The sequence below is a fragment of the Quadrisphaera sp. DSM 44207 genome (assembly GCF_900101335.1).
Classification (GTDB): domain Bacteria; phylum Actinomycetota; class Actinomycetes; order Actinomycetales; family Quadrisphaeraceae; genus DSM-44207.
This window is the reverse complement of the sequence record NZ_FNKA01000001.1, coordinates 285,493-308,339: the sequence shown is the minus strand read 5'-3', so window position 1 is coordinate 308,339 and position 22,847 is coordinate 285,493. Positions and strand designations below refer to the sequence as shown.

The following is a 22,847-nucleotide window of genomic DNA, read 5'->3' as shown; positions in this document are numbered from 1 at the left end:
GGCTCGGGCGGCTCAGTCCGGAACCCGGTCGGCGTCCCGGTCGGCGGCCTCGTCGGGGGCCTCGTCGGGGGAGCGGCGCGCGGCCGCGATGACCGCGGGGTCGAAGCGCGCGAGGGCGGCGGCCCCCGTGGCGGCCAGGACCAGGCCGGCCAGCGCGAGCGGCGCGGTGCCCGCGCGCGTCTGGTCGCCCAGCAGGAGGACGCCGACGGCGGCCGGGGCGACGGTCTGGGCGAGGACCATGGTCGAGGTCGCCGTCAGCACCGAGCCGCGCTGCAGCGCCGTCGAGTAGAGCAGGAACGCCACGGCGCCCCCCGCCACCAGCGCCCACGTCACCGGGTCCGCGACGAGCGCGGCCGGGTGCAGGTCCGGCAGCACGCGCCCCGCGACGGCCACGACGGCGAAGCCGAGGCCCGCGACGAGGCCCAGCAGCGACGCGCCGCCCGCCCCGCGCAGGCGCCCGGCCAGCACCCCGCCGGCGCCCACGGCCGCGACGGCGACCAGCAGCGCGGCCCGCAGACCGGCATCGGCCTGCACCGTGCCGGTCTCCGCCGCGGTCGCGGTCAGCAGCACCAGCCCGCCGCAGACCCCGAGCACCGCCAGCAGCTCCGAGGCCGCCAGCCGGTGCCCGAGCACGCGGGTGCTCAGCAGGGCCGTGACGACGACGCTGGCGGCCACCGCCGTCTGGGCGAGGAAGAGCGGCAGCGTGCGCAGCGCCGCCAGGTGCAGCCCGAAGCCGGCGAGGTTGAGGGCCAGCGCCGCCAGGAAGGCCGGGTGGCGCAGCAGCCGCAGCAGCAGCCGCGGGTCCACCCTGCGCGCGGTCGCCTCCCGCCGCGCGGCGAGGGCCTGCAGCAGGGCCGCCACGCCGAAGGCCACCGCCGCGGCGAGGCCGAGGAGCACCCCGAGGACCACGCGGGTCAGTCCTCGCGCCCTCGGGAGCCGGCCGGCGCCGCCCCAGCCGCTCGCGCAGCCCGCCGCCGCGCCGCGGTCAGGTGCAGGCTCAGGGCGACGTAGTAGACCAGGTACCCCAGCGAGACGGCGACGACGGCCGGGTGCGGGTCCGGCACCTGCGCCAGCAGCACGGCGTACGCGAGCAGCCACAGCGCCGTCAGGGCCAGGCTGGTGCGCCGCAGGGTGCTCGTGCGCGAGGGGTAGACGTAGCCGACCGGCACGAACACCAGGGCGGAGCAGACCAGCAGGACGGTGGCGACCGCGGCGGGGCCGAGGTCGAGGACGACGGCGTAGAACGCGACGACGTTCCAGTAGCTGGGGAAGCCGAGGAAGAGGTGGTCGTCGGTCTTGGCGTCGACGCGGCAGAACTGGAAGCTGGAGGCGAGCAGCGGCACGGCGGCGAGCGCGGTGCCGGCCGGCCCCGCCGGCAGCCGCTCGTCCGTCAGCAGCAGCAGGACGGGCGCGAACGCGTACGTCAGGTAATCGACGATGTCGTCCAGGCGCGCGCCGTCGAACCACGGCAGCCGCTCCTTCACGCGCAGGCGCCGGGCGAGCATGCCGTCGGTGCCGTCGATCACGAGCGCGACCAGGCCGAGCCACAGCGCCAGCACGGCGTCGCCGCCGATGGCGGCCAGGACGATGAGCAGCGCGAGCGCGGAGCCGCTGGCGGTGTACAGGTGCACGGCGCCCGCGGCGAGCCGCAGCCGCGCCGAGCCGTCCACCGGGCTGTCCCGGACGCCGTCCGCTGCGCCGTCCTGCAGACGGGTCTGTGCCGTGATGTCGATCCCCCCGACCGGCCCGCGGCCCGGACCGGTCGTCGCGCGCCATCGACGTGCCGCAGGGTACCCGCCTGCACCGACAGCGCTGCCGGCCGTGCTCCCGTCCTTGCGGGAGCGCGGCCGGCGGCGCGGCCGCGGTCGGTCAGTCGTCCGAGTCGTCGCCGTCCTCGTCGGACTCGGCGCCCTGCTTCCCCTCCGCCTTCGCCGCGGTCTTCGCTGCGGCCTCGGCGGCCTTCTCCTGCGCCTTGCGGGCCTCCTCCGCCGCCTTCTCCTGGGTCTTGCGGGCCTCCTCCGCGGCCTTCTCCTGGGTCTTGCGGGCCTTCTCCTCGGCCTTCGCCTCCGCCTCGGCGGTCTTCGCCGCGGCCTCGCGGGCCTCCTCCTGCGCCTCGCGGGCCTCCTCCGCGGCCTCCTCGGCGGCCTCGCGGGCCTCCTCCGCGGCCTCCTCCTGGGCCTTGCGGGCGTCGTGCTCGGCCTTGCGCGCCTCGTTGCGGGCGTGCGCCTGCGCGCTCACCTGCTGGCCGTGGTCCGCCGCGGGGCCGTCGTCGTCGGTCTCCTCCGCCTCGTCGTCCGAGCCGCCGGTCGCGTCGTCGCCGGGCCCACCGGTCGTGCCGGTCGGGTCGGTGGCCGGGTCGGTGGCCGGGTCCGTGGCCGGGTCCGTGGCGGGCTCGCCGGTCGGGTCGGTGGCCGGGTCGGTGGCCGGGTCGCCGGTCGGGTCGGTGGCCGGGTCCGTGGTGGGGTCGGTCGTCGGCTCACCGGCGGGGTCGGTCGCCGGGCCGGCCGTGGGGTCGGTGGCGGGGTCCGCCGTCGGGTCGGTGCTCGGGTCGGTGCTCGGGTCGGTGCTCGGGTCGGTGCTCGGGACGGTCGCGGGGTCCGCAGTGCCGTCGGCCGCGGCCGCCTCCCCGGCGTCCGGGACCTCGAAGGGGGTGACGGCCTCGACCGCGGCGGCGAAGGTGTCCTGGGCCGCGGCCGGCAGGGCTCCGGCGATGCCGACGCCGGTGACGCCGGCGGCGGCGAGGGTGACGCCCGCGGCGGCGTGGGCGACGGTGCCGGCGGCGGCGAACTTGGCCACGGCGGCGCTGATGGTGTTGGTGATGAGCATGGGACGGCGTCTCTCCTTCGGTGGCCCGGACGCCTGCGCAGCAGGCCCGGTGGCTTTGCTGACCGCCCTCGCGGACGGGTCGCCCTTGTCGGTGAGCAGGTCGCTCGTGAGCAGCTCGCTCGTGACGCGGCCGGTGGTGAGCAGCTCGGCGAGGCGGTCGCTGGCGCGACCCGGCACGGCGCTGGCCCGCACCGCGCGGGTCAGCGCCGCCAGCGGCGCAGCCTCCGCCGGTCCGGGACGCCGTGCGAGCAGCGCCTCGAACGCGTCGTCGAGAGATCGGTCTCCGGTCATGTCACCTCCGTCATCGCGGCGGGGTCGCGCAGGGGTACGCCCGCCCGCTCGGCGTTCACCCGGACGGCCCTCAGGGCGCGGCGCTGCAGCTGCTTGACGGCGCCCGGGCTGCGCCCGAGCACCTGCGCCACCTGCTCGACGGTCAGGTCGCCGAGGATGCGCAGCAGCAGCACCGAGCGCTGGTCGGGCGCCAGGCCCTCGCACAGGGCGCGCACCCGCTGCGCGCTCAGGGCGAGCAGCGCCTCGGCCTCCACGTCGCCGCCGGCGCGCTGCGCGAGGACGGCGTCGTCGACGTCCGCCAGCTGCGGGCGGCGGCCGGCTCGGCGCCACTCGTCCACGAGGCGGCGGTGCGCGACCGTGAACACCCAGGCGCGGAAGGCGCGCTCGTCGCCGGAGAACGACCCGATGCCGGTCAGGACGCCGAGGAAGGCCTCGCTGGCCGTGTCGTCGGGGTCGGCGGCGTCGTGCAGGCGCAGGTAGCCGGTGACCGGGCCGCACAGGTCGCGGTAGATCCGCTCCAGCGCCCACGGCGCCCGCACCCGGGCAGCGGCCAGCACCTCGGGGAAGGCGGGCCCGATCACCGGGCGCCGCGCCGGAGGCGGGCCACGCGAGCCGCATCGGCCGGCGCGGCGCGGCCCTTGACGCCCCGGCGGCGCGCGTCACCCCGACGGCGGCCCCGGGAGCGCCGCGGGGCTGACGCGCCCCGCCCGCCGCGCGGGCGTCAGCGCAGGCGGTCGCGCTCCTGCGCGCGCAGGGCGCGGGCGAGGCCGTCGCGGTCCTCGGAGACCAGCCGCCGCAGGGCCGGGAGGTCCTCCGGGGCGGAGGCCAGCCACGCGTCGGTGCGCTCCAGCAGGGCCTGCGAGGCCAGCGCCACCGGGTACAGGCCGCTGACGACCTGCTGGGCGATCTCGTTGGTGCGCGTGCGCCACACGCGCTCGAGCGCCGCGAAGTACGGCTCGACGAACGGGGTGAGCAGCTCCTCCACCCGCGCGTCGTGCACGCGCGCGAACCCGGCGATCACCGCGGCCTGGACGGCGTTGGGCAGCTCGTCCTCCGGGCGCGGCCCCGGGTCGACGACGGCGTCGAAGGCGGCCTGCTTGGCCTCCAGCGTCGGGATCGCGGCCCGGGCGGCGGCGGCCGCGCGCCGTCCGGTGGCGGTGTCGTCGCGGGCCACCTCCGCGGAGATCTCCGCGTGCGCGGCGCGCCCGCCCGCCACGAGGGAGGTCAGCAGCTCCCACCGCAGGTCGGTGTCGACGACGAGGCCCTCCAGCGGCGCGGAGCCGTCCAGGAGCCCGGCGACGACGTCCAGCTGCGCTGGCGTGACGGCCCGCCCGGCGAAGGCCTTGACCGCCTGCAGCTGCAGGTCGCTGCCCGGGGCCGCGTCGCGGGCCAGGCCCAGCAGCCGGTCGGCGACGTCCACGCCGACCGGCTCGCGCAGCGCGGGCGCGACGTACAGGCGCGAGGCCGTGCTGAGCTGGCGCAGCAGGGTGAGCACCACGGAGGAGTCCGTCTCCGCCGCCAGGTCGTCCAGCAGCAGGTCCACGAAGTCGCGCGCGGCCATCTCCGCGTCGCGGGTCATGTCCCACGCGGCGGCCCACACCAGCGTGCGCGGCAGCGAGTCCTCGAAGGAGCCCAGGTGCGCGGTCGCCGTCGCCAGCGACTGCTCGTCGAGCCGCACCTTGGCGTAGGCGAGGTCGTCGTCGTTGAGCAGCAGCAGGTCGGGGCGCTCGGTGCCGGCCAGCTCGGGCACCTCGGTGCGCTCGCCGTCGAGGTCGACCTCCACGCGCTGCGTGCGGCGCAGGTGCGGGATCTCCGCGCCGTCCGCCCCGACGTGCACCTCGACGTCGTAGCAGCCGATCGCGAGCCGGTGCGGGCGCTGCACGGGGTGGGTCCCGGGCACCTCCTGCAGCACGGCGAGGGAGGTGATCGTGCCGTCCTCGGCCAGGTGCAGCTCCGGGCGCAGCGTCGTGACGCCCGCCTGCTCCAGCCACACCGCCGACCACGCGCGCAGGTCGCGCCCGGAGGTCGCCTCGAGCTCGGTGAGCAGGTCGCTCAGCTGCGTGCTGCCCCACGCGTGGGCGCGGAAGTAGCGGCGCACGCCCTCGAAGAACGCGTCGCGGCCCACCCAGGCGACGAGCTGCTTGAGCACGCTGGCGCCCTTGGCGTACGTGATGCCGTCGAAGTTGACCTCGACGTCCTCGAGGTCGCGGATGTCGGCGACGATCGGGTGCGTGGACGGCAGCTGGTCCTGCCGGTACGCCCACGCCTTCTCCAGGCTCGCGAACGTCGTCCACGCGCCCGTCCACCGCGTCGCCTCGGCGCAGGCGAGCGTCGAGGCGTACTCGGCGAACGACTCGTTCAGCCACAGGTCGTCCCACCAGCGCATGGTCACGAGGTCCCCGAACCACATGTGCGCCAGCTCGTGCAGGATCGTCACGGCCCGCCGCTCGACCACCGCCTCGGTGGGGCGGGAGCGGAAGACGTAGCTCTCCAGGAACGTCACCGCGCCCGCGTTCTCCATCGCCCCGGCGTTGAACTCGGGCACGAACAGCTGGTCGTACTTCGCGAACGGGTAGGGCAGGTCGAACAGCTCCTCGTAGAACGCGAAGCCGGCGCGGGTGACGTCCATCACCTCCTCCGCGTCCAGGTGCTCGGCGAGGGAGGCGCGGCAGAAGACCCCCAGCGGCACCGTGCGGCCGTCGCGGCTGGTCAGCTCCCCGCGCACCGCGGTGTAGGGCCCGGCGACGACCGCGGTCACGTAGGAGGAGAGCACCGGCGTCGGCGCGAAGCGCCACGTCGCGGCGCCCTCGCGCACCGGCTCCGGGGTCGGGGTCGGGGAGTTGGAGACCACCTGCCAGTGGGCGGGCGCGGTGACGGTGAAGGCGAACGTCGCCTTCAGGTCCGGCTGCTCGAAGACGGCGAAGACGCGCCGGGAGTCGGCGACCTCGAACTGCGAGTACAGGTACGTCTCGCCGTCCACGGGGTCGACGAAGCGGTGCAACCCCTCGCCGGTCGTCATGTAGGCGGCGTCGGCGACGACGCGCAGCTCGTTGTCGGCGGCGAGGTCCGGCAGCTGCACGCGCACGCCGTCCGCGACCTGCGCCGGGTCCAGGACCCGCCCGTTGAGCACCACCTCGTGCACGGCCGGGGCGACCAGGTCGATGAACGTCGAGGCGCCGGGGTCGGCGGCGAAGCGGACCACCGTCTGCGAGCGGAAGGTCGCTCCGTCCCCGGTGAGGTCGAGCTCGACCTCGTAGGCGTCGACGCGCAGCAGCTCGGCGCGCTCGCGCGCCTCGGAGCGGGTGAGGTTCATGCCAGGCACCCGGGAATGCTCCCACGCCCCCCGCGCGCTGCCCCAGCCATGACCACCACCGCAGAGCAGACCCCCGAGCAGACCCCCGAGCAGACCACCGGCGTCGACGTCGTCGACTTCTGGTTCGACCCCGTCTGCCCGTGGGCGTGGATGACGTCCCGCTGGGTGCTGGAGGTCGAGCAGGTGCGTCCCGTCACGGTCGTCTGGCACGTGATGAGCCTGGCCGTGCTCAACGAGGGGCGGGACCTGCCGGAGGAGTACCGGGAGCTGATGGCCAGGGCCTGGGGCCCGGTCCGCGTCGTCACCGCCGCCCGCGAGCTGCACGGCCCCGAGGTGGTCGGGCCGCTGTACACCGCGATCGGCACCCGCATCCACCCCGGCGGCGAGGAGGACTTCGCGGCTGCGGTGCGCGGCGCGCTGGAGGAGGTCGGCCTGCCGACCGACCTCGCGCGCTTCGCCGACTCCGACGAGTACGACCAGCAGCTGCGCGCCAGCCACGCCGAGGGCATCGAGAAGGTCGGCCAGGACGTCGGCACGCCCGTCATCGCCGTCAACGGCGTCGCCTTCTTCGGTCCCGTCGTCACCCCGGCCCCCAAGGGCGAGGCGGCCGCGACGCTGTGGGACGGCGTCCTCGCCGTCGCCGGCACCCCTGGCTTCTACGAGCTCAAGCGCAGCCGCGACGCCGGCCCGATCTTCGACTGAGCGCTCGCGCGGGCGGGCGCGGCCGCCGGCTGGGAGGATGCCGCGCATGCGCGTGCACCTGGCCGGCGACCACGCCGCCTACGACCTGAAGACCCACCTCGCCCAGCACCTGGCGCAGGGCGGGCACGAGGTCGTCGACCACGGGCCGACCGGCTACGACGCGGAGGACGACTACCCCGTCTTCGTGCTGCGCGCCGCGGAAGCCGTGGCCGCCGACCCCGGCGCCCTGGCCCTGGTGCTCGGCGGGTCCGGCAACGGCGAGCAGATCGCCGCCAACCGCGTGCCCGGCGTGCGCGCGGCGCTGGGGTGGAGCCTGGAGACCGCCCGCCTGGCGCGCCAGCACAACGACGCCAACGCCCTCGGGGTGGGCGCGCGCATGCACACCCTGCAGGAGGCGACCGCGATCGTCGACGCCTTCCTCGCCGAGCCGTTCTCCGGTGAGGAGCGGCACGCGCGGCGGATCGCGATGCTCACCCGCTACGAGCAGGACCACGAGCTGCCGCCGCTGCCGGGCCGGCTGGCCTGAGCGCGGGAGCGAGCGCTCGTGCCCGAGGGACACACGCTGCACCGGATGGCCGCGACCTTCCGGCGCGCGATGGGCGGCGCCGTCGTCGCCGCCAGCAGCCCCCAGGGGCGCTTCGCGGACGGCGCGGCCCTGCTGGACGGCACCCGCATGGTCGTCGCGGACGCCCACGGCAAGCACCTCCTGCTCGGCTTCGCCGACCCGGGCGCCGCGCACGACGGGGGCGACGCGGCCGGAGCCGTCGCGCCCCTCGAGCCCGCTGCCGTGCCGCGCTGGCTGCACGTGCACCTGGGCCTGTACGGCAGGTTCCCGGTGGAGCAGGGCGAGGCGCCGCCGCCCCAGGGCGCCGGACGGCTGCTGCTGACGGCGCACGGGCCGCGCGGCCCCGCCTGGGCGCTGCTGCGCGGCCCGACGGCGTGCGAGGTGCTCGACCCCGACGGCGCGGCCCGCCTGCGCTCGCGGCTGGGCCCGGACCCGCTGCGCGAGGACGCCGACCCGCAGACCTTCTACGCCCGCGTCGCGGCGTCCAGAGCGCCCGTCGGCGCGCTGCTGATGCACCAGGACGTGATCGCGGGGCTGGGCAACATCTACCGCGCCGAGGTGCTGTACCGCGCCGGCCTGGACCCGTACGCGCCGGGGCGCACCGTCGACCCCGACCGGCTGCCGCTGGTGTGGGAGGACTCGCGCCGCCTGCTGCGCGAGGGCGTGCGCCTGGGCAGGATCGTCACCACCGAGCCGGAGCACCGCACCGGCCCGGGGCCCGAGGGGCGCCCGCTCGACCACTACGTCTACGGCCGCGCCGGCCTGCCGTGCCGGCTGTGCGGCACGCCCGTCGCCACCGCCGTGGTGGAGGGGCGCAACCTGTTCTGGTGCCCGCAGTGCCAGGCCCCGGGCGCCGCGCCGCCGTTCCAGCTGCCCTGGCTCAGCAGCCCGCGAACCAGGTGAACGAGCGCTCGACGAGCTCCCCGCTCATCACGTGCGCGCCCTCGAACTCGACGCAGGTGACGTCGAGGCCCTCGGCGCGCAGCCGGGGGACGACGGTGCGGCTGGTGCGGTCGATCGGCAGCACGGCGTCGGCCGTGCCGTGGCAGACGAACACCCGCGGGCTGCCGGAGCGCACCAGCGGGGCGGCGAAGCCGGGGGACCACGCCAGGACGTGCGTGAAGACGTCGCCGTTGGCGACGCCGAGGGAGAGCGCGTACGAGGCGCCGTCGGAGAAGCCGGTGACCGCCACCCGGTCCGGGTCGACCGGGCAGTGCCGCACGGTGTGGGCGAGCGCGGCGTCCAGCGCCCGCACGTCCGGCCCGTAGCCGCCGCGGATGACGTCCCAGGTGCGGTCCCCGGACTGCGGCAGCAGGAGGACCGCGCCGCAGCGCTCGGCCACGGGCGCGAGCGTGCGCAGCATCCCCTCCGCCGTGCCGCCGGCGCCGTGCAGGACGACCGCGAGCGGCGCCGGGCCGGCGCCCAGCCCTCGCGGGACCAGCTGCAGCGCCCTGGCCCCGCCGCCGAGGTCGAGCTCGCGGGTCCCCGCGGCCGGCGGGGGCGAGGACGGGTCCGCGCCCGCCGGCGGCCGCGGCACGCGCACGGAGAGGCGGCCGCTGCGGTGGCCGCTGCGGTGGCCGTCGGCCATGGCTGTCCCCCGTCCTGCCGTGCGCCGCGCTCCGGCGCGCTCGTGCCGCGCGTTCGTGCAGCACGAGCGCGTTGCGCGCTCGTGCTGCGCGCCGTCCAGCGGATGCTACCCAGGCCCGTGTCGGGTCCCCGGCGGCGCGCGGGCAGGACGCTAGGGTCCGAGCATGCGCCCGGAGCCGAGCGCCGTCCGTCGATGGCTGTCCCGACGCCTGCGACGGGCGAGGCTGCGGCTCCGACCCCGCACCATGCCGCGCCAGGCCCTGCTGCTGCTGTGGCTGACCGCGCTGGCGCTCGTGGTCGCCGCCCTCGGGCTGCTCACCCCGCGGTGGCTGCCCGTCTCCTCGATGGTCGTGGTGCTGCTGCTCGGCGGGTTCCTGCTGCGCATGCGCACGATGGTGCTGCTGTACCTCGTCGTCGCCGCCGCGCTGGCGTTCTCGGCGGTGTGGCGGCCGCCGGACGCCCCGCCGTCCCCGCCCGGCGGGTACCTCGTCGTGGCGCTGACCGCCCTGATGCTCATGGCGTTCGTGCGCACCCGCGAGCGCCTCGGCCTGCAGGGCACCCTCGGCGACGCGATGCTCGTGGACCTGCGCGACCGCCTGCGGGCGCAGGGCCGGGTGCCGCAGCTGCCGGCGTCCTGGCACGTGGAGACCGTGCTGCGTCCGGCCTTCGGGGACTCCTTCTCCGGCGACTTCCTCGTCGCCGCGCGCTCGGCGTCCGGGCACGGCCTGGAGCTGGCGCTGGTCGACGTCTCCGGCAAGGGGCAGAGCGCCGGCACGCGGGCGCTGGCGCTGTCCGGGGCGTTCGGCGGGCTGCTCGGGGCGATGCCGGTGGAGGAGTTCCTGCCGGCCGCCAACGCCTACCTGCTCCGGCAGGACTGGCCGGAGGGGTTCGCCACCGCCGTCCACGTGGCGCTGGACCTGTCCAGCGGGGAGTACCGGCTCAGCTACGCCGGGCACCCGCCGGCCGCGCGGGGGGAGCGCGGGCGGCCCTGGGCGCTCGTGCAGGGCGGGGCCGGGCCGGCGCTGGGCCTCGTCGCGGACGCCGAGTACCCCGCGGTGCGCGGCCGCCTCGACGACGGCGCGGCGCTGTTCGTCTACACCGACGGCATGGTCGAGACCCCGGGCGTGGACCTGTCGGTGGGCACGCAGGCCCTGCTCGAGCTCGCCGCCCGGGTGTGCGACGACGGGTGCCAGGACGGTGACGCCGAGCGGCTCGTGGACGCCGCCGAGGTGGCCGAGGACGACGACCGGGCGCTCGTGCTGGTCTGGCGCACCGCCTGCGGGGCCCACCCGGCCCGGTGAGCGGGGCGCCTCAGGGCAGCGGGGTGGGGCGCGCGGAGCGCCACGCCTCCAGGGCCGCGGCCGCGCTGACCGGGCGGCTGATGGAGAACCCCTGCAGGTGGTCGCAGCCGAGGTCGCGCAGGCGGTCGGTGGTGCCGGGGCTCTCGACGCCCTCGGCGACCACGCGCAGCCCCAGGCGGTGCCCGAGGTCGATGATGCTGGCCGTGATCGCGGCGTCGTCCGGGGCCTCGAGCATGCACGTGACGAACTGCCGGTCGATCTTCAGCTGGCGCACCGGCAGGCCCCGCAGCTGCCCGAGGCTGGTGTAGCCGGCGCCGAAGTCGTCGATCGAGACGGGCAGGCCGCGGGCGCTGAGGGCGAGGATGACCTCGCGGGCCTCCTGGGCGTCGGCGGCCAGCGCCGACTCGGTGACCTCCAGCACCAGCTGCTCCGCCGGCCAGCTGTTGAGCGCCAGCGCCTCCTCGACGATGCCGAGCAGGCCCGGCTCGAGCACCGAGGCGCTGACGTTGACGGCGATGCTCGTGTCGAGGCCGGCGCGGCGCCAGTCCGCGGCCTGGCGCACCGCCGTCAGCAGCACCCAGCGGGTCAGCGGTCGGATCAGGCTCGTCCGCTCGGCCAGCGGCAGGAACTCCGCCGGCAGCAGCACGCCGCGCGTGGGGTGCTGCCAGCGCAGCAGCGCCTCGAAGCCGACGAGCTGACCGGTGCCGGCCTCGACGACCGGCTGGTAGACCAGGGACAGCTGCCCGTGCTCCATGGCCCCGCGCAGCAGCGCCAGGGTGGTCAGGCCGTCGGCGGTCTCGGGGACGAGCGCGGCCGTGGCGGCGCACACGCCGGCGCGCGAGCGCTTCGCCTCGTACATCGCCTGGTCCGCGCGCCGCAGCAGGTCGCCGACGGTGCGCCCGGCGCCGGGGGCCACGGCGACGCCGATGCTGCCCGCGATGTCCAGGTCGATGTCCCGGGCGGTGAAGCCGCCGGCGCCCAGGGCCGCCAGCAGGCGCTTGGCGTGCAGGACGGCCTGCGAGGTGGTCACGGGCGCCGTCAGCAGGACGGCGAACTCGTCGCCGCCGAGGCGGGTGACGACCGCGTCGGCGCCGGCCACGGCCTCCAGGCGGCGCGCGACCTGCGTGAGCAGCTCATCGCCCGCGTGGTGGCCGAGGGTGTCGTTGACGTCCTTGAACCCGTCGAGGTCGAGCAGGAGGACGGCCGGGCCGCGGGTGCCGTCGCCGTGCGGGTCGGCGGGGGAGCCGGGGCCGGCGAGGCCGCCGAGGACCCGCTCGGCGGCCTGCGCGAGCAGCGTGCGGTTGCCCAGCCCCGTCAGGGGGTCGGTGCGGGCGGCGCGGGCGTGGCGCCGGTGCTGGCGCACCATCACGGCGAGCAGCGGGGCGACCAGCACCAGCGCGGCGGCGGCGGCCGTCGCCACGGTGATCCAGTCGATGCCCACGGTGCGCTCCTGATGCTCGTCCGCTCCCGCCCAGGTGGCCGGCACCGGAGCATCGGCGGCGCCCGAGAGCCCCTGGATGAGCGGTCACCCGGTCAGCGCATCTCGCGCTCCGGGCCCGCTCCGTCCGCGCACGGGGTGGGCACGGGGCGCCCCTGTGCTCGTCCTACGGGCACTGGGCGCCCCTGTGCCCACCGCCGATGGGTGTCGTGCCGCCCACGGGAGGCCGCAGGTCGCTGACCGGCGTCCGGCTGGCCCTCGCGTGCGTGCCGGCGGGTCCGGCCGCGGCCGGAGGCCTCAGGAAGCTGGTCCTTGCGGCATCCCAGCCGCGATGCAGCACCGCGGCCGCAGGGCCAGCGCCGACACGGGCCGGACGACGGGCACCGATCAGCCCCATGGGGCGCCCCGTGCCCGTGCGATGAGCACAGGGGCGCCCCGTGCTCATCCGCAGCGCCCGGGTGCCCGCGGGGCCCAGGGACGACAGCGGCCCGCCCGCTCGCGAGGAGCAGGCGGGCCGCTGTCGGCGCGCGGTCGCGCGCGGGTGCGGGGCCGGGTCGAGCCGCTCAGGCGCGGATCTGGCGCCGCGAGGAGATCACGCCCGTGTCGAAGCCCGCCAGGTGCAGGCCGCCGTGGAAGCGCGCGTGCTCGATCTTCACGCAGCGGTCCATGACGACGTCCAGGCCGGCCTCCTGCGCGCGGCGCGCGACGTCCTCGTGCCAGGAGCCGAGCTGCAGCCACAGCGTCGAGGGCTTCTCGCCGCCACCGCGGGTGCGGCGCAGCTCGAGGACCTCGTCGAGCACGCTCGGCAGGTCCTCGTGGCGGCGGAAGACGTCCACGACGTCCGGCACCTCGGGCAGGTCGGCCAGGGAGGGGTACACCGGCCGGCCGAGGATCTGCGACGCCTTCGGGTTGACGAAGTAGACCTCGAACGGGGAGGAGGAGAGCAGGTAGGTCGCGACGAAGTAGCTCGCGCGCGCCTGGTTCTCCGAGGCCCCGACGATGGCGATGGACTGCGCGCGCCGCAGCATCGCCAGCCGCTCCTGGGCGGTCGGCCCCACCCAGGTGCGCGTCGGGTCGGTGGTCAGCGTGGTCATCTCAGGCCTCCTTCGTCGCGGTGGTCAGCGCCTGGTCGAGGTCCCAGAGGATGTCGTCGAGGTCCTCCAGGCCGACGCTGATGCGCACCAGGTCCTCCGCGACCCCGGCCACCTCCAGCTGCTCGTCGGAGAGCTGCTGGTGCGTGGTGGAGCCGGGGTGGATGACGAGCGTGCGGGTGTCCCCGACGTTGGCCAGGTGGCTGGCCAGCTGCACCGACTCGATGAACCTCCGGCCCGCCGCGCGCCCGCCGACGACGCCGAAGGAGAACACCGACCCGGGCCCGAGGGGCAGGTAGCGCTTGGCGCGCTCGTGGTGCGGGTGCGAGGGCAGGCCCGCCCAGCTGACGTACGACACGCGCGGGTCGCGCGCCAGCCACTCGGCGACGCCGCGCGCGTTGGCCAGGTGCGCCTCCATGCGGAAGGGCAGCGTCTCCACGCCCTGCAGCAGCTGGAACGCCGACTGCGCGGAGAGCGTAGGGCCGGTGTCGCGCAGCTGCTCGGAGCGCAGCTTGGTGAGGAACCCGTACTCCCCGAAGTTCTGCCACCACCGGATGCCGTTGTAGGAGGGCACCGGCTCGGTCATCTGCGGGAAGCGGCCGCTGCCCCAGTCGAAGGTGCCGGCCTCCACGACCACGCCGCCCAGCGTCGTCCCGTGCCCGCCGAGGAACTTCGTCGCCGAGTGGATGACGATGTCGGCGCCGTGCTCGATCGGGCGCACCAGGTACGGCGTCGACAGCGTCGCGTCGAGCACCAGCGGCAGCCCGTTGCGGTGCGCGACCTCGGCCAGCCCGGCGATGTCGGCGACCTCCCCGGAGGGGTTGGCCACGACCTCGCTGTAGATCGCCTTCGTGGTCGGGCGGATCGCGGCCTCGAAGTCCTTCGGGTCGGTGCCGGGCACGAACGTGGTGTCGACGCCGAACCGGCGCATCGTGACGTCGAGCAGCGTGACGGTGCCGCCGTAGAGCTGGCTGCCGGCCACGACGTGGTCACCGGCCCCGGCCAGGGCGGCGAAGGTGACGAACTCCGCCGACATGCCGGACGCCGTGGCCACCGCGCCGATTCCGCCCTCGAGGGAGGCGATGCGCTCCTCGAAGGCCGCGACCGTCGGGTTGGCCAGGCGGCTGTAGATGTTGCCGTACTTCTGCAGGCTGAACAGGTTGGCCGCGTCGTCGGTGTCCTCGAAGACGAAGCTCGTGCTCTGGTAGATCGGCACCGCCCGCGCACCGGTGGCGGAGTCGGGGGTGCCGCCCGCGTGCAGGGCGCGGGTGCGGAAGCCGAAGGTCCGGTCGCTGGGCCGCTCGGGGCGCCCGTCGCTGGTCTGGTCGCTCACGGGAGGAAGAACGTCGTCGGTCACGGGAGTCATCCTCCGCTCCGGGTCGGTCTGCGGCGCAGGGCGTCCTCGACGGCGCTCAGCGCCGCCTCGTCCTGCAGGGAGGTGGTGTCGCCGACGTCGCGGCCGACGAGCAGGTCGCCCAGCAGCCGGCGCACGATCTTCCCCGACCGGGTCTTGGGCAGGTCGGCGACGAGGACGACGTCGCGCGGCTTCGCGACCGGTCCGATCACCGAGGCGACCTGGGCGCGCAGCTCGGCCTCCAGCGCCGCCCGCTCGGCCGGGTCCGCCTCCAGCGCCTCGCGCCGGGTGGGGACGACGAAGGCCGCGATCGCCTGCCCGGTGCGCTCGTCGGGCACGCCGACGACGCCGGCCTCGGCGACCTGCGGGTGCGCCACGAGCGCGGACTCCACCTCCGAGGTCGACATCCGGTGCCCGGAGACGTTGACCACGTCGTCCAGGCGCCCCAGCAGCCACAGGTAGCGGTCGGCGTCGTAGCGGGCGCCGTCCCCGGCGGTGTACCAGCCCTGCGCGGCGAACCGGCGCCAGTAGGAGTCGCGGTAGCGCTCCGGGTCCCCCCACACCGTGCGGGCCATGCCGGGCCAGGGGCGGCGGATGACGAGGTACCCGCCCTCGCCGGGGGAGACCTCGCGCCCGGAGCCGTCGACGACCGCGGCGTCCAGGCCCGGCAGCGGGCGGGTCGCCGAGCCGGGCTTGAGCACGGTCGAGCCCGGCAGCGGCGCGACCACGGTCGCGCCGGTCTCGGACTGCCACCACGTGTCGACCACCGGTGCGCGCCCGCCGCCGACGTGCTCGCGGAACCACACCCACGCCTCGGGGTTGATCGGCTCCCCGACGCTGCCCAGCAGCCGCACGCTGGACAGGTCGTGGCCCGCGGGCACCTCGGGGCCCCACGCCATGAACGTCCGCACCAGCGTCGGCGCCGTGTAGTACGTCGTCACCCCGTACCGCTCGATCACCTCGAAGTGCCGCCCGCGGTGCGGGGTGTCCGGGGTGCCCTCGTACATCACCTGCGTCACGCCGTTGGTCAGCGGCCCGTAGACCGCGAAGGTGTGCGCGGTGACCCACGCGAGGTCGGCGGTGCACCAGTGGACGTCGGTGGCGGGCTTGGCGTCGAAGTGCGCCCAGTGCGCGTAGGACGCGTGGGTCAGGTACCCGCCGGTGGTGTGCAGCAGCCCCTTGGGCCTGCCCGTGGAGCCGGAGGTGTAGATGACGAACAGCGGGTGCTCGGCGTCGAACGCCGCCGCCTCGTGGACGGCGTCCGCCCGGCCCACGCTCTCGTGCCACCACGCGTCCCGGCCCGGCGTCCACGGCGGTGGCGCGTCCAGGGCGTCGCCGGTGCGCCGCACCACGAGGACGTGCTCGAGGTCCGGCAGGCCCGCCACCGCCTCGTCGACGGTGGCCTTGACCCCGACCGCGCGACCGCGGCGGAACTGCCCGTCGGTGGTGACGACGACCTTCGCGCCGGTGTCGGCGACGCGGAAGCGCAGCGCCTCGGCGGAGAACCCGCCGAAGACGAGGGAGTGCACGGCCCCGATCCGCGCCACCGCGAGGATCGCCACCAGCGTCTCGGGGATGACGGGCATGTACAGGACGACGCGGTCGCCGGGACGCACACCGAGGTCGGTCAGAGCGTTGGCGGCGCGGCAGACCTCGGCGAGCAGGTCCGCGTACGTGATCGTGCGCCGGTCGCCCGGCTCGCCCTCGAAGTGCACCGCGACGCGGTCCCCGTGCCCGGCGGCCACGTGCCGGTCCACGCAGTTCACGGCCGCGTTCAGGCGCCCGCCGAGGAACCACCGCGCGGACGGCACGGTCAGGTCGCCGTCCTCGCAGCCGTTCTCGCAGGCGTCGTCGACGGGCACGGCCGGGCGCCAGTCGAGCACCGTGTGCCAGGGCGCCTCCCAGCTCAGGCGCTGCGCCTGCTCGGCCCAGAACGCCTCCGGGTCCGCGGCGGCGCGCTCGTGCGCCTCCGGGCCGAGGTTCGCCGCGGCCGCCAGCTCCGGCGGCGGGGCGAAGGTGCGCTGCTCGTCGAGCAGGGTGGTCAGCGCGTCGCTGCCGAGGGTGCTCACGCCCACCTCCGCAGCGCCCAGCGCTCGAAGAGGCCGATGACCGCGTCGCTGAGCTTGCCCAGCACCGCCAGCAGGATGATCGCCAGCAGGATCCGGTCGGTGCGCCCGTTGTTCTGGCTGTCCTGCAGCAGGAAGCCCAGGCCCATCGAGGACGCGATGAGCTCGGCCGCCACGAGGAAGAGCCAGCCCTGGGCCAGGGCCAGGCGCAGGCCGGCGAGGACGCCGGGCACGGCGGCGGGCAGCTGGACGGCGCCCAGCAGCCGCAGGCCGCGCAGCCCGAACGCGCGGCCGGCCTCGACGAGCTGGCGGTCGACGTGGCGCAGCGCGGAGGCCGCGGTGGTGTAGACGGGGAAGAAGGCGCCGATGGCGATGAGCGTCGTCTTCGAGTCCTCCCCGATGCCCTGCCACAGGATGAGCAGCGGCACCCACGCCAGCGAGGGCACGGCGCGCACCCCGCCGATCGTCGGCCCGAGCAGGACGTCGGCCGGCCTGGACAGGCCGACGAGCGCGCCGACCGCCAGGCCCAGGGCCGCGCCGACGGCGAAGCCGACCAACACCCGCTGCACGGAGATGCCGACGTAGGGCAGCAGCAGGCCCCGCGTGACCAGGTCCACGCCGGCGCGCACCACGGCCGCCGGGCCCGGCAGCTGCACGGGGGAGAAGACCCCGGCGCGGGTGACCAGCTCCCAGGCCAGCAGGAGCAGCAGCGGCAGGACGGCGCCGAGGGCGGCCCTGCGCGCACCCCGGCGGCGCGCGCCCTCGCTCGGCGGGGGCGGGATCGTGCCCGGCACGTCCGATCCGGGCAGCGGGATGCTGCGCCGGACCAGACCCGCCCACCGCGCGGTGTCGACCCGGTCGGTGTCGGCGCTCGTCCGGCCGGTGCTCACGAGGAGTGGCCCGCGTGCTCGGCGGCGAAGGCCTCCGGGTCGGCGGCCTCGACGTAGGTGGTCTCGAACAGGGTGTCCAGCGCCTCGTCGATCTGCTCCTGGCTCGGCACGTCGCCGTTGGTGACGAAGATCGGGCCGACGCGCTCCAGGACGGCGCGTTGGGCCTCGCCCGGCACCGGGTCGACGTCCAGCGTCGTGCGCTCCAGCGTCGCCGTCGCCACGGCCGGGTCGATGCCGGCCACCTCGGCGAGGACGCTCGCGGTCTCCTGCGGGTTCTCCTGCGCCCACGCCCGCGCGTGCTCGTAGGCGTCGACGACGGTCTGCGCCTGCTCGGGGCACGTGGAGAGGAACTCCTCGGTGGCGTTGAGGAACCCGTAGGTGTTGAAGTCGACGTTGCGGTAGACCAGCCGGTCGCCGCTCTCCGCCTCGGCCGCGGCCATGATCGGGTCCAGGCCCGCCCAGGCGTCGACCTGCCCGGTGTCCAGCGCGGTGCGCCCGTCGGCGTGCTGGAGGTTCTGCAGCGTCACGTCCGACGGCGACAGGCCCGCGGTCTCCAGCGCCTGCAGGAGGAAGAAGTACGGGTCGGTGCCGGTGGTCGCGGCCACCGAGCGTCCGCGCAGGTCCTCCACGCCGTCGATGTCGGAGTCCCCGCGCACCACGAGCGCGGACCACTCGGGCTGGCTGAAGACGTCGACCGTCCTGATCGGCGAGCCGTTGGAGCGGGCCAGCAGCGCGGCCGAGCCCGCGGTGGAGCCGACGTCGATCGCGCCGGCCCGCAGCGCCTCGTTGGCCTTGTTGCTGCCCGCGGACTGCACCCACTCCACGGTCCCTCCGTCCTCGGCGAGGGCGGCCTCGAGCCAGCCCTGGTCGCGGACGACCAGGGAGAGGGGGTTGTAGGTGGCGAAGTCGACGGTGAGGGTCGAGCACGCCGGGTCCACGCCCCCGCCGCTGCTGCTGGCGCCGTCCGCGGCGGGGGCCGGGGCGGCGTCCTCGCCGGCGGCGCAGCCGGTCAGCAGCAGGGAGGAGGCGGCCAGGGCGGCCAGGGCGGTCGAGGAGGTGAGGGCGGTGCGCAGGCTCATGGTGTTCCTGTCGGAGAGGGGGGAGGGGGATCGGGGCCGGCTCAGGCGCGCGGGACGCCGAGCTGGGCGAGCAGGTCCGCGCGCAGGGCGGCCAGGCGCGCGTCGCCGCGGTCGCGGGGGCGCTGCCCGGGCACGCGGACGGTCGTGCGCACGCCCGCGCCGGGCCCGCGCCCGTCGTCCGGGGCGCCGAGGACGACGACGCGGTCGGCCAGGTGCAGGGCCTCCTCGACGTCGTGCGTGACCAGCAGCACCGTCGTGGGCGCGGCCGCCAGCACGTCGAGCAGGAGGTCCTGCATCTTCAGGCGGGTCAGGGCGTCGAGGGCGGCGAAGGGCTCGTCGAGCACGAGCACCCCGGGGCGGCGCGCCAGGGCCCGCGCGAGCGCGACCCGCTGCGCCATGCCGCCGGAGACGCTGCGCGGGCGGTGGCCGGCGAAGTCGGCCAGGCCCACGAGGCCGAGCAGCTCGGCGACGCGCTCGCGCCCGGCGGCCCGGGAGGTGCCGCGCGGCAGGCCGAGCGCGACGTTGCCGGCCAGGCTGCGCCAGGGCAGCAGCCGCGGCTCCTGGAAGGCGACGGCGGCGCGGGGCTCGATCCCGCGCACCGGGGCGCCGTCCACGAGCACCTCGCCGCGGCTGGGGGCGTCGAGGCCGGCCACCGCGCGCAGCAGCGTGGACTTGCCGCACCCGGACGGGCCGAGGACGGCGACGATCTCGCCCGGCGCGACGTCGAGGTCGACGTCGCGCAGCACGACGTGCCCGTCGCCTCGCGCGGCGCTGCGGGCGCCGAAGGTGCGCCCGACCCCGCGCAGCCGCACGCCGGCGGCGGAGCTGGTGCGGGGCGGGGCCAGGGTGGTGGACACGGATGCTCTCCTGCGGGCGCGCACGGGACCGCGGGCCGCGCTCGGGCCCGCGGAGGGGAGGGTCTGGCGGCGGGCGCGCAGCGGTCGGCGCCCGGGCGTCAGGGGGAGGTCAGCCGCGACAGAGGTCGCTGGCGGTGCGCAGCAGGTCGACGCGGACGCGTCGGGTCAGCGGGACGGTCACGCAGCAGCGCACAGGAGCCTCCATCGGTCCTGGCGGTAGCACCGGCCCGCCCCGGTCGGGGCGGGTGGTTGCTGCGGCGTCGTCGAGCCAGGTCTCTCGGCCGCTCGGGATGGTCGAGGCTGAGTGAAGCCGAGCGCGTCGCCCTCGTCAAACCGCCACGGCGCGCGTCACGCCCGCGGCGGGCGCCGTCCTCCCGGCGGGCGCCGGACGGCGGCGCACACGGCGGCGTGCGCGGCGGTCGCGGCGAGCGGGGCACCCGCCGCCGCGACGCTCCAGCGCTGCGAGCCCAGCACCAGCGCGGACTCGCGCAGCAGCGCCCGCGGCAGGGAGCGCGCCGGCGTCGGCGCGCCGAGCACCTGCGCGCGCAGGCCCGCGCGGCGGGCGAGGGCGGCGGTGCGCCAGACGTGGAAGTCGCTCGTGACCACCACGGCGCGCGGCGCCCCGGCGCGCCGGGCCAGCAGCGCCGCGCTCTCGGCGAGGTTCTCCCGGGTGGTGGTCGAGACCTCCTCCAGCACCAGGCGCTCGACCGGGACCCCGAGGCCCACGAGGGCGGCGGCCATGGCGGAGGCCTCCGAGGTCGCGCCGTCGCCGCCCCCGGAGGCGACCACGAGCGGCGGTCGTCCGGCCGCGGCCGCCTCCCGGTAGACGGCGGCGGCGCGCTGCAGGCGGCTGGCGAGCACCGGGGGGACGGCGCCGTCCTGCAGGGTGGAACCGAGGACGACGACGGCGCCGGTGCCGGGTCGCGCCCGCTGCCGCGGGCTGAGCGCCGTGCGCGCCAGGATCCCGCCCAGCGGCCACCCGACCACGGCGACCGCCCCGGCGGCGACGGCGGCTGCCAGGACGCGGCTGCTCACGGCGTCCGCGGCGGCGCGCCGCGCCCGCCCCTCGCGGCCTCAGCGCCCGGCGGCCCGCAGCAGCCGGCGGGCCGGGCGCAGACCCGCGAGGGCGGCGCCCGCCCCGACGACGGCCGTGGTGACGGCCCGCGGGTGCTCCTCGAGCTTGAGGTAGTAGCTGCGGGAGCGGTACAGGCGGCCCTGGTGGGTGCCGCGCTCGTGCAGGCCGTAGCCCGGCTGGTGCAGGGCGCTGTCGCCGGTGCGCCGCGAGGGCCGGTCCGCCAGCTGCGAGGTGTGCATGTAGCGCCGCATCACCCGGTCCACCAGGCGCGGCGCCAGGCGCGTCGCCACGACCGCGGCCTTGACCTGGCCGCCGATGTACAGGTCGCGCACGGGGTGCTCGGCGGCGTGCAGGATCGCCTCGGCGACCGCCTCCGGGGCGTAGATCATGCCGCGGTGGGCCGGCTGCCGGTCCGTGTAGCTCTGCGCGTGCTCGTTGTACGGCGTGTCGATGCGGCCGGGGTGCAGCAGCGTCACCGAGATCGGCAGGCCCTCGGCCGCCAGCTCCACCCGCATCGCCTCGGTGAGGCCGTGGACGGCGAACTCGGCGCTGGCGCAGGTCGACTGCAGCGGGGTGGCGCGGTCGCCGAACATGCTGCCGACGTTGACGATCGCCCCGCCGGGCGCGGTGCGCCCGCGGTAGTGCTCGATCGCCGCCCGTGACCCGTGCACCACGCCCCAGTAGGTGGTGTCGAACATCCGGCGCATGTCCTCGGTGGACACCCGGTCCATGTGGCCGAAGATCGAGACCCCGGCGACGTTCGCCCACGTGTCGAAGCGGCCGAACTCCGCCACCGCGGTGGCGGCGATGCGCGCCACGTCCTCCTCGCGCCCGACGTCGGCGGCCACGTGCACGGCCCTGCCGCCGGCGGAGCGGATCTCCTGCGCGACCTGGGCCAGGGCCTCCTCGTTGCGGGCGGCGAGGACGACGACCTGCTCGTGCGGGGGACGCAGCGGGACGGGCACGGTTCCTCCAGGGGCCGGCCGGGACCCTCGAGGGCGGCTCCCGGGCTCGTCCTCGACTACCCAGCGGCCCGTGGTGGATGCGCTGCGTCGAGGAGGGTGAAGGCCCGCACGAGGTCGGCCAGCTCGGCGGGGCGGCTGCAGGTGAGCCCGTGCGCCGCTGCGGGGACGGCGCGCGGCGCCGGCTCCCGCGAGGCTGGTGCCCCGGGTCGCCGTCGAGGAGCCGGAGGGACCGGAGTGGCTGGCCGTTCCGCGGCCCTGCGCAGCGGCGCGTCCCCCGCCGGCGTCCGGGCGCCCCTTTTGGCCCCGGCCGGGCGAGGCGCGCGCCGACCGGCCGTGCACCCGGTGGGCCTGGCCGTCGGGACGCTGTTCGCGGTGCTCGCCATGACGCCGTCCCTGGTGCCCCGCGACTGGCTGTTCCAGGGCGTCGCCTCGGGCCTGTCCGCGGCCGCCGGCTACGGCATCGGGGTCGCCGCGGCCTGGCTGGTGCGGCGCTCGCAGCGCTGGCGCCGCCTGGAGGAGCGTGTGCGCCGCCGGCTGCCGCCAGGAGCGGGCCGGGTGGGCTGGGCGGTGCTCGCCGGCGCCGCGCTGGCGCTGGCGGTGGGCGGGCTGGTGGCCTCGGCGCGGTGGCAGCGGCAGGTCGCGGCGCTGATGGACGTGGACCAGACGACCACGGGATGGGTCAACGAGGCCGCCTCCGACAGCGTGGAGCTGCTCCACGGCGGGGACACCGCGCTCGTGGCGACCCAGTACTCCTACCTGCCCAGCTGGCTCTTGTTCGTCGTCGACCGCTCGCGCGCGGAGGAGGCGGGCCGCCTGGTCTTCGACGCCGTCTCCGCCCGCGTGCAGGAGCTGCCGGAGGACCAGCGCCCCCGGGTCCTGGTGTACGGCGAGAGCCTCGGCTCGCACGGCTCGGAGTTCGCGTTCAGCTCCCTCGCCGACCTGCGCGCCCAGGCCGACGGGGTGCTGTGGGTCGGGCCGCCGAACGCCAACCGGGTGTGGTCGGCGCTGGTGCAGCGGCGCGACCCCGGCAGCCGCGAGGTGCAGCCGGTGTACGCCAGCGGTCTCGTCGTCCGCTTCGACGGGGACGGCGACGACGTCGCGGCGCAGCCGCCCACCCCGTGGCTGGAGCCGCGGGTGCTGTACCTGCAGCACCCCTCCGACCCGATCGTGTGGTGGTCCCCGGAGCTGCTGCTCACCAGGCCCGACTGGCTGGCCGAGCCGCGCGGCAGCGACGTGCCGCCCGCCATGGCCTGGTACCCGGTCGTGACCTTCTGGCAGGTCTCGACGGACCTCGCGCACGCCCAGGACGTCCCCGACGGGCACGGGCACCGGTACGACGACGCGATCCTCGACGGCTGGGTCGCGGTGGCGGCCCCGCCCGGGTGGGGCGAGGACGACACCGCCCGGGTCCGGCAGGTCCTCACCGCCTCCGGCGTCCTGTGAGGCG

At 76.7% G+C, this 22,847-nt stretch carries 20 protein-coding genes; 5 read left to right on the top strand and 15 right to left on the bottom strand.

Going from position 1 to position 22,847, the window contains the following annotated elements; all coding sequences use genetic code 11:
- Positions 1 to 12: 12 nt before the first annotated feature.
- The 5 genes from BLS82_RS01400 to pepN form a co-directional block, all read right to left on the bottom strand.
- On the bottom strand, positions 13 to 909 hold the full coding sequence (locus tag BLS82_RS01400; RefSeq protein WP_092860953.1) for a hypothetical protein: 897 nt from the start codon (positions 907 to 909) through the stop codon (positions 13 to 15).
- 5 nt (positions 910 to 914) lie between these two features.
- Complete coding sequence (locus BLS82_RS01395) at positions 915 to 1,670, bottom strand: CDP-alcohol phosphatidyltransferase family protein (protein ID WP_092860951.1); 756 nt, start codon at positions 1,668 to 1,670, stop codon at positions 915 to 917.
- A 199-nt stretch (positions 1,671 to 1,869) separates the two neighbouring features.
- Entirely contained in the window at positions 1,870 to 3,117 is a 1,248-nt protein-coding gene (locus tag BLS82_RS15135; protein WP_143028700.1) for a hypothetical protein, read from the bottom strand.
- Entirely contained in the window at positions 3,114 to 3,698 is a 585-nt protein-coding gene (locus BLS82_RS01385; RefSeq protein ID WP_092860949.1) for an RNA polymerase sigma factor, read from the bottom strand. Before BLS82_RS01385 ends, BLS82_RS15135 begins: the two co-directional genes overlap by 4 nt.
- A gap of 140 nt (positions 3,699 to 3,838) precedes the next feature.
- On the bottom strand, positions 3,839 to 6,439 hold the full coding sequence (gene pepN / locus BLS82_RS01380) for an aminopeptidase N (protein WP_092860947.1): 2,601 nt from the start codon (positions 6,437 to 6,439) through the stop codon (positions 3,839 to 3,841).
- 39 nt (positions 6,440 to 6,478) lie between these two features.
- On the opposite strand from pepN, the gene BLS82_RS01375 reads away from it, so the two are divergent.
- The 3 genes from BLS82_RS01375 to BLS82_RS01365 are packed head-to-tail and all read left to right on the top strand — an operon-like array spanning position 6,479 to position 8,600.
- Positions 6,479 to 7,132: a mycothiol-dependent nitroreductase Rv2466c family protein gene (locus tag BLS82_RS01375; RefSeq protein WP_092860945.1), complete on the top strand. Its 654-nt coding sequence runs from the start codon at positions 6,479 to 6,481 to the stop codon at positions 7,130 to 7,132.
- 46 nt (positions 7,133 to 7,178) lie between these two features.
- On the top strand, positions 7,179 to 7,658 hold the full coding sequence (locus BLS82_RS01370) for a ribose-5-phosphate isomerase (RefSeq protein ID WP_092860943.1): 480 nt from the start codon (positions 7,179 to 7,181) through the stop codon (positions 7,656 to 7,658).
- 18 nt (positions 7,659 to 7,676) lie between these two features.
- Positions 7,677 to 8,600, top strand: coding sequence for an Fpg/Nei family DNA glycosylase (locus BLS82_RS01365; protein WP_092860941.1), 924 nt, complete (start codon positions 7,677 to 7,679; stop codon positions 8,598 to 8,600).
- On the opposite strand, the gene BLS82_RS01360 is transcribed toward BLS82_RS01365, so the two are convergent.
- On the bottom strand, positions 8,578 to 9,285 hold the full coding sequence (locus BLS82_RS01360) for an alpha/beta hydrolase (protein ID WP_092860939.1): 708 nt from the start codon (positions 9,283 to 9,285) through the stop codon (positions 8,578 to 8,580). The two genes, BLS82_RS01365 and BLS82_RS01360, sit on opposite strands and share 23 nt — an antisense overlap.
- A gap of 244 nt (positions 9,286 to 9,529) precedes the next feature.
- Here BLS82_RS01360 and BLS82_RS01355 point away from each other — a divergent pair, with 244 nt between their 5' ends.
- Complete coding sequence (locus BLS82_RS01355) at positions 9,530 to 10,585, top strand: PP2C family protein-serine/threonine phosphatase (protein ID WP_143028699.1); 1,056 nt, start codon at positions 9,530 to 9,532, stop codon at positions 10,583 to 10,585.
- Between the two features lie 10 nt (positions 10,586 to 10,595).
- On the opposite strand, the gene BLS82_RS01350 is transcribed toward BLS82_RS01355, so the two are convergent.
- From BLS82_RS01350 to BLS82_RS01310, 9 genes are all read right to left on the bottom strand, one after another.
- Positions 10,596 to 12,026, bottom strand: coding sequence for a putative bifunctional diguanylate cyclase/phosphodiesterase (locus tag BLS82_RS01350; protein WP_092860935.1), 1,431 nt, complete (start codon positions 12,024 to 12,026; stop codon positions 10,596 to 10,598).
- 560 nt (positions 12,027 to 12,586) lie between these two features.
- The gene (locus tag BLS82_RS01345) at positions 12,587 to 13,117 is read right to left on the bottom strand and encodes a CoA-binding protein (protein ID WP_092860933.1); all 531 of its coding nucleotides are present in this window, start codon (positions 13,115 to 13,117) and stop codon (positions 12,587 to 12,589) included.
- Between the two features lies 1 nt (position 13,118).
- Entirely contained in the window at positions 13,119 to 14,447 is a 1,329-nt protein-coding gene (locus BLS82_RS01340) for an O-acetylhomoserine aminocarboxypropyltransferase/cysteine synthase family protein (RefSeq protein ID WP_369811031.1), read from the bottom strand.
- Positions 14,448 to 14,476: 29 nt separating this feature from the next.
- The gene (gene acs / locus BLS82_RS01335; protein ID WP_255378042.1) at positions 14,477 to 16,537 is read right to left on the bottom strand and encodes an acetate--CoA ligase; all 2,061 of its coding nucleotides are present in this window, start codon (positions 16,535 to 16,537) and stop codon (positions 14,477 to 14,479) included.
- Complete coding sequence (locus BLS82_RS01330) at positions 16,534 to 17,328, bottom strand: ABC transporter permease (protein ID WP_369811030.1); 795 nt, start codon at positions 17,326 to 17,328, stop codon at positions 16,534 to 16,536. The genes acs and BLS82_RS01330 overlap by 4 nt, the downstream gene beginning before the upstream one ends.
- Before the next feature lie 92 nt (positions 17,329 to 17,420).
- Positions 17,421 to 18,503: an aliphatic sulfonate ABC transporter substrate-binding protein gene (locus tag BLS82_RS01325; RefSeq protein ID WP_092860929.1), complete on the bottom strand. Its 1,083-nt coding sequence runs from the start codon at positions 18,501 to 18,503 to the stop codon at positions 17,421 to 17,423.
- A gap of 41 nt (positions 18,504 to 18,544) precedes the next feature.
- Positions 18,545 to 19,360 carry an ABC transporter ATP-binding protein gene (locus tag BLS82_RS01320; protein ID WP_176818867.1) on the bottom strand — a complete coding sequence of 272 codons (816 nt, stop codon included), beginning with the start codon at positions 19,358 to 19,360 and terminating at the stop codon, positions 18,545 to 18,547.
- Positions 19,361 to 19,708: 348 nt separating this feature from the next.
- Entirely contained in the window at positions 19,709 to 20,395 is a 687-nt protein-coding gene (locus tag BLS82_RS01315; RefSeq protein WP_092860927.1) for a YdcF family protein, read from the bottom strand.
- A 39-nt stretch (positions 20,396 to 20,434) separates the two neighbouring features.
- The gene (locus BLS82_RS01310; RefSeq protein ID WP_092860925.1) at positions 20,435 to 21,400 is read right to left on the bottom strand and encodes an SDR family oxidoreductase; all 966 of its coding nucleotides are present in this window, start codon (positions 21,398 to 21,400) and stop codon (positions 20,435 to 20,437) included.
- Between the two features lie 333 nt (positions 21,401 to 21,733).
- On the opposite strand from BLS82_RS01310, the gene BLS82_RS01305 reads away from it, so the two are divergent.
- The gene (locus BLS82_RS01305) at positions 21,734 to 22,843 is read left to right on the top strand and encodes an alpha/beta-hydrolase family protein (protein ID WP_218123426.1); all 1,110 of its coding nucleotides are present in this window, start codon (positions 21,734 to 21,736) and stop codon (positions 22,841 to 22,843) included.
- Positions 22,844 to 22,847: the final 4 nt, after the last annotated feature.